Below are 13,250 nucleotides of genomic sequence, written 5' to 3'. Positions count from 1 at the left end.
TGTGTAGGAGCTGTCGAGTGCAACGAGGCTGCGATCTTGTCCCAGACAATTGAGTCGGAAGTGAAAGACCAAGATCAAAGATCGCAGCCTTCGGCAGCTCCTACACGCACCCCAGCGGGAGCAAGTTCCCTGCCACAGGGAAGTCAGGAAACGGCGGGCACCGAACTGTTATGCCACGCCAGTACCTGGCTGACACGGTTGTCCACGGTCTCGATGATTTCCAGTCGATAACGGCCGATCTTCAGGCACACCGGGCTTTCGGGGATGGTTTCGAGGGCTTCGGTCACCAGCCCGTTGAGGGTCTTGGGGCCGTCGCAAGGCAGGTGCCAGCCCAGGGTCCGGTTCAATTCGCGGATCGACGCCGCGCCATCGATCATCAGGCGACCATCGGGCTGGGGGTGGACGTGGGGGTTGTCGAGGCTGTGCTCGCTTTCGAATTCGCCGACGATTTCTTCCAGGATGTCTTCCAGGGTGACAATGCCCAGCACCTCGCCGTATTCGTCCACCACCATGCCCAGGCGCCGCTGCTGCTTGTGGAAATTCAGCAATTGCAGTTGCAGTGGCGTGCTTTCGGGAACGAAGTAGGGCTCGTGGGAGGCGGTCAGCAGCGCTTCCTTGGTCAGGCTCGCGTCCGCCAGCAAATGACGGATCTGGCGCGTGTTGAGCACCGCTTCGACCTGGTTGATGTCGCTGTGGAACATCGGCAGGCGGGTACGCCGGTTCAGGCGCAACTGTTCGATGATCTCGCCGATGGGGTCGTCGAGGTTGATCCCATCGACCTCGCTGCGGGGCACGAGGATATCGTTGACGGTGATGTTGTCCAGGGCGTGGATGCCGGAAATCGGGTGCAGGCGGCTGCCGCTGTGCTCAGGTTCGTGATCGCTGCGCGGTGGCGCGGGCATTTCGTCGTCGCTCTGTTGCACCATGCTGGCTTTGCGCGCGAATGGGCGCAGTAAAAACTGGCTCGTGCCGTTCAACAGCCAGGCAAACGGATAGAGGATCTTCAACGGTATGCCCAGCAAGGCGTTGCCCAGCGCCAGCACTGCTTCGGGCTGGCGGGTGGCCAAGGTGCGCGGCAGGTAGTCGGCAAACACCAGCAGGGCGGCGCTGGTGCCGAGCCAGGCTACCCAAGGGCCGTTTTCCAGCCAGGTAAAGATCGCCAGCAAGGTGCCGATGACCACGGCCAGGGTGCGGCAGAGGGTATTGCACAGGATCAGGCTGGCCAGCGGGAATGTCAGCGTTGCCAGCGGTTTGTCACTGGCGCGTGAGGCCGTGCGCTGGGCCAGCAGGTGCTGCTGGGCGGCTTCGATGGCGGTGAACAGGGCCGACCAGAGGATCAGCACCACCAGCACGGCAAACAGCGGCGCCACGGGTAACGTATCCATCAGCGCCGTCCGTCACACATGCAGGATGTATTCGCGGACCAGCTTGCTGCCGAAGTACGCGAGCATCAGCAGGCAGAAACCGGCCAGGGTCCAGCGAATCGCTTTGTGGCCGCGCCAGCCGAGGCGGTTGCGGCCCCACAGCAGCACGCTGAACACGACCCACGCCAGGCAGGCCAGCAGGGTCTTGTGCACCAGGTGCTGGGCAAACAGGTTCTCGACGAACAACCAACCGGAGATCAGCGACAGCGACAGCAGGCTCCAGCCGGCCCAGAGGAAACCGAACAGCAGGCTCTCCATGGTTTGCAGCGGCGGGAAGTTGCGGATCAGTCCGGACGGGTGCTTGTGCTTGAGCTGGTGGTCCTGCACCAGCAGCAGCAAGGCCTGGAACACGGCGATGGTGAACAGGCCGTAGGCGAGGATCGACAGCAGGATGTGGGCAAGGATGCCCGGTTCTTCATCGATGATCTGCACCGTGCCCGACGGCGCGAACTGCGCCAGTAGCACCGTGGCCAGCCCCAGCGGGAACAGCAGCACCAGCAGGTTTTCCACCGGAATGCGCGAGCAGGCCAGCAGCGTCAGGCCGATCACGGCGACGGCGATCAGGCTGGCGGCATTGAAAAAGTCCAGGCCCAGGCCAATCGGCGTCATCAGGTGGGTATAAAGGCTGGCCGCGTGACCGAGCACCGCCAGCACGCCAAGCGTGACCAGCAGGCGTTTGTTCGCCTTGGCGCCGGTGGCCAGGCGGGTGCCTTGATAGAGGGTCGCAGCGGCATAAAGGCAGGCGGCGGCGAGCGTGGCAAGCAAGCTGGGTGACAAGGGGAGCATAAATCCTGTTAGGCAAGCCCGAAAGGCGCTGAGTTTGGCATAGAACCCCCTCCGCACGAAAGACCACAGCAACTGACAGTAAGGTGTACGTTGCCCGCTTCTTCGCTATAATCCGCGACCTGCCCACGCCGCAGGCTCGCCGAGCACATTTTTCACGGTCTGGGCCGCCATTATCCCGGTCTCATCTGGGCCTGAAAGGATCGCGCATGTTTGAAAACCTAACCGACCGTCTCTCGCAGACGCTGCGCCATGTCACCGGCAAGGCGAAACTGACCGAGGACAACATCAAAGACACCCTGCGCGAAGTGCGCATGGCGTTGCTCGAAGCCGACGTCGCCCTGCCGGTGGTCAAGGACTTCGTCAATTCGGTCAAGGAGCGCGCCGTCGGCACCGAAGTGTCGCGCAGCCTGACACCGGGCCAGGCGTTCGTGAAGATCGTCCAGGCCGAACTCGAAAGCCTGATGGGCGCCGCCAACGAAGACCTGAACCTGAGCGCCGTACCGCCAGCGGTGGTGCTGATGGCTGGTCTGCAGGGCGCGGGCAAGACCACGACAGCCGGCAAACTGGCGCGCTTCCTTAAAGAGCGCAAGAAGAAGTCGGTGATGGTGGTGTCGGCGGACATCTACCGTCCGGCGGCGATCAAGCAACTGGAAACCCTGGCCAACGACATCGGCGTGACGTTCTTCCCGTCCGACCTGAGCCAGAAGCCGGTGGACATCGCCCAGGCGGCTATTAAAGAAGCAAAACTGAAATTCATCGACGTGGTCATCGTCGATACCGCCGGTCGCCTGCACATCGATGAAGAGATGATGGGCGAGATCAAGGCGCTGCATGCCGCGATCAACCCGGTGGAAACCCTGTTCGTGGTCGATGCCATGACCGGCCAGGACGCGGCCAACACCGCCAAGGCGTTCGGTGATGCGCTGCCGTTGACTGGCGTGATCCTGACCAAGGTCGACGGTGACGCCCGTGGCGGCGCCGCGCTGTCGGTACGGGCCATCACCGGCAAGCCGATCAAGTTCATCGGTATGGGCGAGAAGAGCGAAGCTCTCGAGCCGTTCCACCCCGAGCGTATCGCTTCGCGCATCCTCGGCATGGGCGACGTGCTCAGCCTGATCGAACAGGCCGAACAGACCCTCGACAAGGACAAGGCCGACAAACTGGCCAAGAAGCTGAAGAAGGGCAAGGGCTTCGACCTCGAAGACTTCCGCGACCAGCTGCAACAAATGAAGAACATGGGCGGTCTTGGCGGCCTCATGGACAAACTGCCGAACATCGGTGGCGTGAACCTGGCGCAGATGGGCAATGCCCAGGGCGCGGCTGAAAAGCAGTTCAAGCAGATGGAAGCCATCATCAACTCCATGACCCCGGCCGAGCGCCGCGACCCTGAGCTGATCAGCGGTTCGCGCAAGCGCCGTATCGCCATGGGTTCCGGCACCCAGGTGCAGGACATCGGTCGCTTGATCAAGCAGCACAAGCAGATGCAGAAGATGATGAAGAAATTCTCCGCCAAGGGCGGAATGGCCAAGATGATGCGCGGCATGGGCGGTATGTTGCCCGGCGGCGGCATGCCGAAAATGTAAAGAATCTGCGCCGGCTGTCATGTCGGCGTTGCCCCGCACGGATGCGGGGATCTCCAGCAAACCCGCGCTACGCGGGAGCTGACTTGCCGTTTTTCATGACGGCTCTATGGCAAATCTTGATCGCATGGCGCCAGGTGCCGGAAAAAGACATTTGCAAAAGTCCGGATATTCCTTAGAATATGCGGCCTTTCGGGCACCTATGCCCGCTGTGCATTTAGATTTGCAGCACCGACTACAGGAACGATGTTCACATGCTAACAATCCGTCTTGCCCTTGGCGGCTCCAAAAAGCGCCCGTTTTACCACCTGACCGTAACCGACAGCCGCAACCCGCGTGACGGTTCCCACAAGGAACAGGTTGGTTTCTTCAACCCTGTTGCCCGTGGTCAGGAAGTACGTCTGTCCGTGAACCAAGAGCGCGTAGCCTACTGGCTGAGCGTTGGTGCACAACCTTCTGAGCGCGTTGCTCAGTTGTTGAAGGAATCGGCTAAGGCTGCGGCCTGAGCAATATGAACGCGACGCCAAAAGATGCTGATGATTTGATCGTTGTCGGCAAGATCTACTCTGTACATGGCGTTCGCGGCGAAGTGAAGGTGTATTCCTTTACTGATCCGATCAAGAACCTGTTGGACTACAAAACCTGGACGCTCAAGCGCGAAGGTAGCGTGAAACAGGTGGAGCTGGTCAGCGGACGCGGGAACGACAAGTTCCTGGTCGCAAAGCTCAAGGATCTCGATGATCGTGAAGAAGCGCGTCTTCTGGCCGGTTATGAGATCTGCGTGCCGCGCAACCTGTTCCCTGAACTGACCGACGGCGAGTACTACTGGTACCAGCTGGTGGGTCTGAAGGTCATCGACCACCTCGGGCAATTGCTCGGGAAAATCGATCACCTGCTCGAGACCGGTTCGAACGATGTCATGGTGGTCAAGCCTTGCGTCGGCAGCCTGGATGATCGCGAACGCCTGTTGCCCTATACCGAGCAATGCGTGTTGGCCGTCGACCTTGCCGCAGGCGAGATGAAGGTGGAATGGGATGCGGATTTCTAAACGTGGCTAACTTGCGCGTTGAAGTCATCACATTGTTTCCCGAGATGTTTTCCGCCATCAGCGAGTACGGCATAACCAGCCGCGCGGTGAAACAGGAGCTGTTGCAGCTTACCTGTTGGAATCCGCGGGACTACACCACGGATCGACATCACACTGTGGACGATCGCCCGTTTGGCGGTGGTCCGGGCATGGTGATGAAGATCAAGCCCCTGGAAGATGCGCTGGTTCAGGCCAGGACGGCAGCCGGGGAGGGTGCGAAGGTGATCTACCTGTCGCCCCAAGGCCGCCAACTGACTCAGTCGGCGGTACGCGAGCTGGCGAATTCGGATGCATTGATCCTGATTGCCGGCCGTTATGAAGGCATTGACGAGCGTTTCATTGAAGCTCATGTCGATGAAGAGTGGTCGATTGGCGACTATGTACTGTCTGGCGGCGAGCTGCCGGCGATGGTCCTGATCGATGCGGTTACACGACTGCTGCCTGGAGCTTTAGGGCATGCAGATTCCGCTGAGGAAGATTCCTTTACGGATGGTCTGCTGGATTGCCCGCACTACACCCGACCGGAGGTGTATGCGGATCAGCGTGTTCCCGACGTGTTGCTAAGTGGCAACCACGCGCACATCCGGCGTTGGCGTTTACAGCAGTCCCTTGGTCGGACCTATGAACGACGCGCCGATCTTCTGGAAAGCCGCTCGCTTTCTGGAGAAGAGAAGAAGCTGCTCGAGGAATACATCCGCGAGCGGGACGATAGTTAACAACGTATCGATGGTGAGTCCGACGACTTGCCTTAGGAGCACAGCATGACTAACAAAATCATCCTTGCACTCGAAGCAGAGCAGATGACCAAAGAAATCCCTACCTTTGCCCCAGGCGACACCATTGTCGTTCAGGTGAAAGTGAAGGAAGGCGACCGTTCCCGTCTGCAAGCGTTCGAAGGCGTCGTTATCGCCAAGCGTAACCGTGGCGTGAACAGTGCATTCACCGTTCGTAAAATCTCCAACGGTGTTGGCGTAGAGCGTACTTTCCAGACCTACAGCCCGCAAATCGACAGCATGGCTGTCAAGCGTCGCGGTGACGTACGTAAAGCCAAGCTGTACTACCTGCGTGACCTGTCGGGTAAAGCAGCTCGCATCAAGGAAAAACTGGCTTAAGTCCAGCTTCCGATGCAAAAAAAGCAGCCTGCGGGCTGCTTTTTTGTTGCCTGCGATTTGCTCTTTGAGCACCCTGCATAGCTTCATTTGCCATTTTGATGCTGTGTGTGCCGCATCCTTCAAGAGTTCTTATGCCCGCCATCGATCATCCGCTGATAGACCAGTTTCTCGACGCCCTGTGGCTGGAGAAGGGCCTGTCCGATAACACCCGCGATGCCTATCGCAGTGACCTGGCGCTGTTCAACGGGTGGTTGCAGGAAAACCACCTGGAGCTGATCAATGCCGGTCGGGAGCTGATCCTCGATCACTTGGCGTGGCGTCTGGAGCAGAACTACAAACCGCGCTCGACCGCGCGGTTTCTCTCTGGCCTGCGTGGGTTCTATCGCTATTTGCTGCGGGAAAAGCTGATCGCGGTGGACCCGACCTTGCGCGTGGAAATGCCGCAATTGGGGCGTCCATTGCCCAAATCCCTGTCGGAAGCCGATGTGGAAGCGCTGCTGGCGGCGCCCGACCTCAGCGAAGCCATCGGTCAGCGCGACCGGGCCATGCTGGAAGTCTTGTACGCCTGCGGCCTGCGGGTCACCGAGTTGATCAGCTTGACCCTGGAGCAGGTCAACCTGCGCCAGGGCGTGCTGCGGGTGATGGGCAAAGGCAGCAAGGAGCGCCTGGTGCCGATGGGTGAGGAAGCGATCGTCTGGGTCGAGCGCTACATGCGCGATGCCCGCCACGAACTGCTGGGCGGGCGCCCCAGCGACGTGCTGTTCCCCAGCCTGCGCGGCGAACAGATGACCCGCCAGACCTTCTGGCACCGCATCAAGCACCAGGCCAAGGTGGCCGGGATCAACAAATCCCTCTCGCCCCACACCTTGCGCCATGCCTTTGCCACGCACCTGCTCAACCACGGCGCCGACCTGCGGGTGGTGCAGATGCTGCTCGGCCACAGCGACCTGTCCACCACCCAGATCTACACCCACGTCGCCCGGGCGCGGCTGCAGGACCTGCATGCCAAACACCATCCACGCGGCTGAATGAGGCCCCTTGTGCGAGCTTGTGGGAGCAAGGCTTGCCCGCGATGAACGATAGCGCGGTGTAGTTGTTACACCGCGGCGCGGCCATCGCGGGCAAGCCTTGCTCCCACAGGACAGCTCCCACAGGACAGCTTCCACAGAAAAACCTCCACCAATGTCTTGCGTCAGCGGCATTCGGTCACGCGGGCCTTATGTGGTAGGCTTTCCCGGTTTGCACAGTGGGCGGTTGGAACCCGAATCTGCGGGTCGGTGTTTCCCGTCTCATTTGTTCGCCTCAGGAGTCCCCATGCGTTTGATCCAGATGTTCACCGCCGCCGCCATTGCGCTGGCCAGTACCTTTGCCATCGCCGACGATGCGGCTGACAAGGCTATCCGCAAGAGCCTGGAAAACCTTCAGCTCGAAGTGCCGATCGAAACCATCTCGGCCAGTCCCATGGCCGGCCTGTATGAGATCAAGCTCAAGGGCAGCCGCGTGCTTTACGCCAGCGCCGACGGTCAGTACATCGTCCAGGGCAACCTGTTCGAGCTCAAGGACGGCAAGCCGGTCAATCTCACCGAGATGACCGAGCGCCAGGGCATTTCCAAGTTGATCAACGGCATTCCAGTCGCTGAAACCGTGGTCTATCCTGCGATTGGCGAAACCAAGTCCCACATCACCGTGTTCACCGACACCACCTGCCCGTATTGCCACAAGCTGCACGCCGAAGTGCCGGAGCTGAACAAGCGCGGCATCGAAGTGCGCTATGTTGCGTTCCCGCGCCAGGGCCTGGGCTCGCCGGGCGATGAGCAGTTGCAGGCGGTCTGGTGCTCCAAGGACAAGAAAGCGGCCATGGACAAGATGGTCGATGGCAAGGAAATCAAGGCCGCCAAGTGCGAGAACCCGGTTTCCAAGCAGTTCGCCCTTGGCCAGTCCATTGGTGTGAATGGCACGCCGGCCATCGTTTTGGCCGACGGCCAGGTGATTCCGGGCTACCAGCCGGCGCCACAAGTCGCCAAACTGGCCTTGAGCGCGAAATGATCATGGGCGATCCGCTTCTGAAGATCACGGCTCGGCGAAAACCTTCGTCGGGCCGTTAAACACAAAGTCGCGTTGCTGCGCGGCTGTATTTCACGGCCGACCTTGCGTCGGCCGTTTCATGGGGAGTCAAGAGTGAATCCGGTCAAAGTAGGCATCTGTGGGTTAGGTACCGTCGGTGGCGGCACCTTCAACGTACTTCAGCGCAACGCCGAGGAAATTGCTCGTCGTGCCGGGCGTGGGATCGAAGTGGCACAAATTGCCATGCGCACGCCAAAGCCTCAGTTCCAGACGACCGGTATTGCGATTACCAACGATGTCTTCGAAGTGGCCACGAACCCTGAGATCGACATCGTCATAGAGCTGGTCGGCGGCTACACCGTTGCCCGCGATCTGGTACTCAAGGCCATCGAGAATGGCAAGCATGTGGTCACCGCGAACAAGGCGCTTATCGCTGTTCACGGTAATGAGATTTTCGCCAAGGCCCGCGAGAAGGGCGTGATCGTGGCTTTCGAAGCCGCCGTGGCCGGTGGTATCCCGGTGATCAAGGCGATCCGCGAAGGCCTCTCGGCCAACCGCATCAACTGGGTCGCGGGAATCATCAACGGCACCGGTAACTTCATCCTCACCGAGATGCGCGAGAAGGGTCGCACCTTCGAAGACGTGCTCGCCGAAGCCCAGGCCCTGGGCTACGCAGAGGCTGATCCGACGTTCGACGTGGAAGGCATCGACGCGGCGCACAAGCTGACGATCCTGGCCTCCATTGCATTCGGCATTCCGTTGCAGTTCGACAAGGCCTACACCGAAGGCATCACCAAGCTGACCACCGCTGACGTGAATTACGCCGAAGCCTTGGGCTATCGCATCAAGCACCTGGGCGTGGCGCGCAGCACCGCCAACGGCATCGAGCTGCGCGTGCACCCGACCTTGATCCCGGCCGATCGCCTGATCGCCAACGTCAACGGCGTGATGAACGCGGTGATGGTCAACGGCGATGCCTCCGGCTCGACGCTGTTCTACGGCGCCGGTGCGGGCATGGAGCCGACGGCCTCCTCGGTGATCGCCGACCTGGTGGACGTGGTTCGCGCCATGACCTCGGACCCGGAAAACCGTGTGCCGCACCTGGCCTTCCAGCCAGACTCGCTGTCGGCTCACCCGATTCTTCCGATCGAGGCATGCGAAAGCTCCTACTACCTGCGCATCCAGGCCAAGGACCATCCGGGTGTGCTGGCCCAAGTGGCAAGCATCCTTTCGGAACGCGGCATCAACATCGAGTCGATCATGCAGAAGGAAGTCGAGGAACACGACGGCCTGGTGCCGATGATCCTGCTGACCCACCGTGTGGTCGAGCAGCGCATCAACGACGCGATTGCGGCGCTGGAAGCGTTGCAAGGTGTCGTTGGGCCGGTGGTCCGTATCCGCGTTGAACATTTGAACTAAAGCAGCTACAAGCTACAAGCTGCGAGCTACAAGTTAAAAGCAGCCCCGCTTTTACTTGCAGCTTGTGGCTTACAGCTTGAAGCTCAAACCGAAGGTTTGCCCCTATGCGCTATATCAGCACCCGCGGCCAGGCACCGGCCCTGAATTTCGAAGATGTCCTCCTGGCCGGCCTGGCCACGGACGGCGGTCTCTATGTGCCGGAAAACCTGCCGCGCTTCACCCAGGAAGAAATCGCTTCCTGGGCCGGCCTGCCGTATCACGAGCTGGCGTTCCGGGTCATGCGCCCGTTCGTCACCGGCAGCATCCCGGACGCCGATTTCAAGAAAATCCTGGAAGAGACCTATGGCGTCTTTTCCCACAACGCCATCGCACCGCTGCGTCAGCTCAACGGTAACGAATGGGTCATGGAGCTGTTCCACGGCCCCACCCTGGCGTTCAAGGACTTCGCCCTGCAATTGCTCGGTCGCCTGCTCGACTACGTGCTGCAAAAGCGTGGTGAGCGTGTGGTGATCGTCGGTGCGACTTCTGGCGACACCGGTTCGGCGGCCATCGAAGGCTGCAAGCATTGCGAGAACGTCGATATTTTCATCCTGCACCCGCACAACCGGGTCTCGGAAGTACAACGTCGGCAGATGACGACGATTTTCGGCGATAACATCCACAACATCGCCATCGAAGGCAACTTCGATGACTGCCAGGAAATGGTCAAGGCCAGTTTCGCCGACCAGAGCTTCCTCAAGGGCACGCGGCTGGTGGCGGTGAACTCGATCAACTGGGCGCGGATCATGGCCCAGATCGTTTATTACTTCCACGCGGCCCTGCAATTGGGCGGTCCGGCCCGCTCCGTGTCGTTCTCGGTGCCGACCGGCAACTTCGGCGATATCTTCGCCGGCTACCTGGCGCGCAACATGGGCCTGCCGATCAATCAATTGATCGTCGCCACCAACCGCAACGACATCCTGCACCGCTTCATGAGCGGTAACCAGTACGTCAAGGAAACCCTGCACGCCACGCTGTCGCCTTCGATGGACATCATGGTGTCGTCGAACTTCGAGCGCCTGCTGTTCGACCTGCACGGTCGCAATGGTGCGGCGATTGCCGGCCTGATGGACAGCTTCCGCCAGGGCGGCGGTTTCAGCGTCGAGCCTGAGCGCTGGACCGAAGCCCGCAAGTTGTTCGACTCCCTGGCCGTGGACGACGAGCAGACTTGCGAAACCATCGCCGAGGTGTTCGAGCAGAGCGGTGAGTTGCTCGATCCGCACACGGCCATCGGTGTCAGGGCCGCTCGTGAGTGCCGTCGTAGCCTGGACACCCCGATGGTGATCCTGGGCACGGCTCACCCGGTCAAGTTCCCGGAAGCCGTGGAGAAAGCCGGTGTAGGAAAAGCGCTTGAACTACCTGCACATCTTTCTGATTTGTTTGAGCGAGATGAGCGTTGCACCGTGTTGCCCAACGACTTGAAGGCTGTGCAGGCCTTTGTCAGCCAGCATGGCAACCGCGGCAAGCCGCTCTGAGCGCGTAAACCTGTCACATTTTGAAGCCCGTCTCCTGACGGGCTTTCTTGTTTCTGCATGCCAAACTGGTCGGGTTTTCGCCCTTGGAGGAACGGGCGAGTCATCTCGAAGGAAATGCAGATGTCGTTTTTTAGCAAAGGCAAGCCAGCCCTGGGCTGGATAATGGGCCTGGCCCTGATGTACTGGGCGCAAGGGGGCAATGCGGCGCAGTTGGCGGCTTTCGAAACGCCGCCGTTCAATCCTGGCGAGCGGCTGGTATTGGATGCGCAGGAATTGAAGTGGATCAAGGATAACCCCCGCGTCATCGTGGCCACGATGCAGTTTCCGTTGTACCTGTTCAAGGATGAACTGGGGCAGTGGAGCGGCCTGAACCACGACATCCTCCAACGCATTACGCAAATGACTGGCCTTGAGTTCGTGCATCGGGAGTCGTTCTCCCCCGGCGAGTTGCTGACGCTGCTGGAAAACAGCGAAGCCGACATGACAACCCTCCTGGCGATGAATGACGAACGCAGGGATTTCCTGAGTTTCAGCCATGCATTTGGTGGCTCGGGCTGGGTATTTGTTGGCCGTGACGGAGAGTCGATCCTCCATTCGCTGGAACAGCTGGAAGGGAAGGTCCTGGCGTTGCCGGCGCGGCATGCCTTGGAAGCGGAGATCAGGCGCGACTACCCGGCCATCAAATTGCGCACGACCAAGACCTATGGCGAAGCGCGGGCATTGGTGGAGAGCAGGGAAGCCTATGCCACCATCGAAAATGAAACCGGGGTGCATCTCTATCCGGCGGGTCAATTGCAAGTAGGCAGGGGCCTTGAGGGCAAATGGGAACCCGATTACCTCGCGGTACGCCAAGACCTGACCATGCTGCTGGGTATCTTGAATAAAGCGCTGGAAGCTTTCCCGGCCAAGGACATGCGCGCGCTGCGTTCCAAATGGGTGGCCGGCATCACACCCGTCCAGGCGCCATCGATCTGGGAGCGGGTGTCCCGATGGGGTTACTGGTGCGTGGTCGTGGTCGTGGTGTTCGGCTTTCTGTCCCTGCTATGGAACCGCCGCCTGCAGATACAGATCGACCAGCGCCTCAAGGCCGAGGCGATCCTCAAGGACCAGTTGATGCTCCAGCGGGCCTTGATGGATGCCATTCCCGACCCGATTTTCATCCGGGATCTGGAAGGGCGCCTGATCATGTGCAACAAAAGCTACGAGGATCAGTTTGCGACCCGCTTCGAAAAGCTGCGGGGCACGCGGCTGACCGATTCGGCGGCATTCCCACCGGCCACCGCCGAGTTGCTCCATGGGGAGGTGATGGAGCAATTGCGCACCGGCCAGTCTCGGTTCGTCGACCGGCAATTGATGTTCAGCAGCGGTTTGCGGGAAATCTATCATTGGTCTGTGCCCTTCTATGGGGCCGACGGGCAGTTGCGCGGCATTCTGGGGGGCTGGACCGATGCCGGGCGTCGGTGGCGCCGTTGCGACAAGTTGATGGCCTGACGCCGACCGTCACCACGCCAAGGCTTCACGAGAAGGCTGTTGTTTGCCTGTCATATTGGGCGCGCATGCTCGGTTGAACAGGTTGAAGGCATGCCGGTTCGGTGCGCTGACGAACTTTCTGCTGCGGCTCACGGTCACTTACTGTGAACATGCAGTTGTTTTCGGACTATTGAAGGGTGAGCGAATGGAAAGTATCAGCCTATTGCTGGGTGAGGCTTTGAGCCCGTATCAAGTCACGCTGACTCCCTCCGGCGCCAAGGGCGAATGCCTGGTGACGCTGAAGAATACCTCCGGGGCCATCATGGTCGAGCGAGTGTTCAATCAGGCCCAATTGACCGACAAGCGTCAGTTGACGGATGTGGTCGATGGCCTGCATCGCGATGTGCTGATTGCCGAGGGTCGCCTGGAGCCCTGCGTGATTGCGGCGCTGCGTAATCTGGCACGCGACAAGGTCATGGTCGGGGCGAATTGACTGGGGGTTTGTGGGAACCTTCCTACATCCCAATGAGTCAGACTCTTTACCAACAAGAGCGAGCATTGTGCTCCGGTGCTTGTCGCTTGTTGTACGGACCATGAGTGGTCACGTTTAACCCCGAGTCGTCTCCCCACTTCTCGGGGTTTCTTTTTGCCCGGCTTTTACGTTTTTAGCGCGTTCTGTCAGGCGCTGGAGCCTTTTGTGGAAGCAAAGCTTGCTCGCGAGGCGGCCTTACAGCCGGCCTGGCTCTCCCGGTCGTACACCCATCAGATCTGTTTGAGCAGGGCCTGTGGGAGCA

Annotated in this window: 13 protein-coding genes; 11 read left to right on the top strand and 2 right to left on the bottom strand. The window is 60.1% G+C overall.

Annotated features, from left to right (window positions below; translation table 11 throughout):
* Window positions 1–143 precede the first annotated feature (143 nt).
* Window positions 144–1,385 (bottom strand): HlyC/CorC family transporter, encoded by a 1,242-nt coding sequence (locus ASC85_RS04305; protein WP_057448399.1) that lies wholly within the window; start codon window positions 1,383–1,385, stop codon window positions 144–146.
* A gap of 12 nt (window positions 1,386–1,397) precedes the next feature.
* The gene (locus ASC85_RS04300; RefSeq protein ID WP_057448398.1) at window positions 1,398–2,210 is read right to left on the bottom strand and encodes a cytochrome C assembly family protein; all 813 of its coding nucleotides are present in this window, start codon (window positions 2,208–2,210) and stop codon (window positions 1,398–1,400) included.
* 206 nt (window positions 2,211–2,416) lie between these two features.
* Here ASC85_RS04300 and ffh point away from each other — a divergent pair, with 206 nt between their 5' ends.
* From ffh to ASC85_RS04245, 11 genes are all read left to right on the top strand, one after another.
* The gene (gene ffh, locus ASC85_RS04295; RefSeq protein WP_003198085.1) at window positions 2,417–3,793 is read left to right on the top strand and encodes a signal recognition particle protein; all 1,377 of its coding nucleotides are present in this window, start codon (window positions 2,417–2,419) and stop codon (window positions 3,791–3,793) included.
* Between the two features lie 251 nt (window positions 3,794–4,044).
* Window positions 4,045–4,296 (top strand): 30S ribosomal protein S16, encoded by a 252-nt coding sequence (rpsP, locus tag ASC85_RS04290; RefSeq protein WP_003198088.1) that lies wholly within the window; start codon window positions 4,045–4,047, stop codon window positions 4,294–4,296.
* Window positions 4,297–4,301: 5 nt separating this feature from the next.
* Complete coding sequence (gene rimM / locus ASC85_RS04285) at window positions 4,302–4,838, top strand: ribosome maturation factor RimM (protein ID WP_003198090.1); 537 nt, start codon at window positions 4,302–4,304, stop codon at window positions 4,836–4,838.
* The gene (trmD, locus tag ASC85_RS04280) at window positions 4,820–5,593 is read left to right on the top strand and encodes a tRNA (guanosine(37)-N1)-methyltransferase TrmD (RefSeq protein WP_170845966.1); all 774 of its coding nucleotides are present in this window, start codon (window positions 4,820–4,822) and stop codon (window positions 5,591–5,593) included. The genes rimM and trmD overlap by 19 nt, the downstream gene beginning before the upstream one ends.
* 45 nt (window positions 5,594–5,638) lie before the next feature.
* Window positions 5,639–5,989, top strand: a complete 351-nt coding sequence (rplS, locus tag ASC85_RS04275) for a 50S ribosomal protein L19 (protein WP_003175895.1) — start codon at window positions 5,639–5,641, stop codon at window positions 5,987–5,989.
* 131 nt (window positions 5,990–6,120) lie between these two features.
* Window positions 6,121–7,017 (top strand): site-specific tyrosine recombinase XerD, encoded by an 897-nt coding sequence (xerD, locus tag ASC85_RS04270; protein ID WP_003198093.1) that lies wholly within the window; start codon window positions 6,121–6,123, stop codon window positions 7,015–7,017.
* A 286-nt stretch (window positions 7,018–7,303) separates the two neighbouring features.
* Window positions 7,304–8,035, top strand: coding sequence for a DsbC family protein (locus tag ASC85_RS04265; protein WP_057448397.1), 732 nt, complete (start codon window positions 7,304–7,306; stop codon window positions 8,033–8,035).
* A 132-nt stretch (window positions 8,036–8,167) separates the two neighbouring features.
* Window positions 8,168–9,472, top strand: a complete 1,305-nt coding sequence (locus tag ASC85_RS04260) for a homoserine dehydrogenase (RefSeq protein ID WP_046063932.1) — start codon at window positions 8,168–8,170, stop codon at window positions 9,470–9,472.
* A gap of 104 nt (window positions 9,473–9,576) precedes the next feature.
* Complete coding sequence (gene thrC / locus ASC85_RS04255; protein WP_057448396.1) at window positions 9,577–10,986, top strand: threonine synthase; 1,410 nt, start codon at window positions 9,577–9,579, stop codon at window positions 10,984–10,986.
* 120 nt (window positions 10,987–11,106) lie between these two features.
* Entirely contained in the window at window positions 11,107–12,477 is a 1,371-nt protein-coding gene (locus ASC85_RS04250) for a transporter substrate-binding domain-containing protein (RefSeq protein ID WP_057448395.1), read from the top strand.
* A gap of 184 nt (window positions 12,478–12,661) precedes the next feature.
* The gene (locus ASC85_RS04245) at window positions 12,662–12,949 is read left to right on the top strand and encodes a DUF3509 domain-containing protein (protein WP_057448394.1); all 288 of its coding nucleotides are present in this window, start codon (window positions 12,662–12,664) and stop codon (window positions 12,947–12,949) included.
* Window positions 12,950–13,250 lie beyond the last annotated feature (301 nt).

The sequence above is a fragment of the Pseudomonas sp. Root401 genome, from assembly GCF_001425105.1.
GTDB classification, from domain to species: Bacteria; Pseudomonadota; Gammaproteobacteria; order Pseudomonadales; family Pseudomonadaceae; genus Aquipseudomonas; species Aquipseudomonas brassicacearum.
This window is presented reverse-complemented; position numbering and strand designations above follow the sequence as displayed.

What these genes read in the sequence shown, in the direction of transcription:
- ASC85_RS04305 (WP_057448399.1), bottom strand. Translation starts at nt 1,385, where the DNA reads ATGGATACGTTACCCGTGGCGCCGCTGTTTGCCGTGCTGGTGGTGCTG.
- ASC85_RS04300 (WP_057448398.1), bottom strand. Translation starts at nt 2,210, where the DNA reads ATGCTCCCCTTGTCACCCAGCTTGCTTGCCACGCTCGCCGCCGCCTGC.
- ffh (WP_003198085.1), top strand. Translation starts at nt 2,417, where the DNA reads ATGTTTGAAAACCTAACCGACCGTCTCTCGCAGACGCTGCGCCATGTC.
- rpsP (WP_003198088.1), top strand. Translation starts at nt 4,045, where the DNA reads ATGCTAACAATCCGTCTTGCCCTTGGCGGCTCCAAAAAGCGCCCGTTT.
- rimM (WP_003198090.1), top strand. Translation starts at nt 4,302, where the DNA reads ATGAACGCGACGCCAAAAGATGCTGATGATTTGATCGTTGTCGGCAAG.
- trmD (WP_170845966.1), top strand. Translation starts at nt 4,820, where the DNA reads ATGGGATGCGGATTTCTAAACGTGGCTAACTTGCGCGTTGAAGTCATC.
- rplS (WP_003175895.1), top strand. Translation starts at nt 5,639, where the DNA reads ATGACTAACAAAATCATCCTTGCACTCGAAGCAGAGCAGATGACCAAA.
- xerD (WP_003198093.1), top strand. Translation starts at nt 6,121, where the DNA reads ATGCCCGCCATCGATCATCCGCTGATAGACCAGTTTCTCGACGCCCTG.
- ASC85_RS04265 (WP_057448397.1), top strand. Translation starts at nt 7,304, where the DNA reads ATGCGTTTGATCCAGATGTTCACCGCCGCCGCCATTGCGCTGGCCAGT.
- thrC (WP_057448396.1), top strand. Translation starts at nt 9,577, where the DNA reads ATGCGCTATATCAGCACCCGCGGCCAGGCACCGGCCCTGAATTTCGAA.
- ASC85_RS04250 (WP_057448395.1), top strand. Translation starts at nt 11,107, where the DNA reads ATGTCGTTTTTTAGCAAAGGCAAGCCAGCCCTGGGCTGGATAATGGGC.
- ASC85_RS04245 (WP_057448394.1), top strand. Translation starts at nt 12,662, where the DNA reads ATGGAAAGTATCAGCCTATTGCTGGGTGAGGCTTTGAGCCCGTATCAA.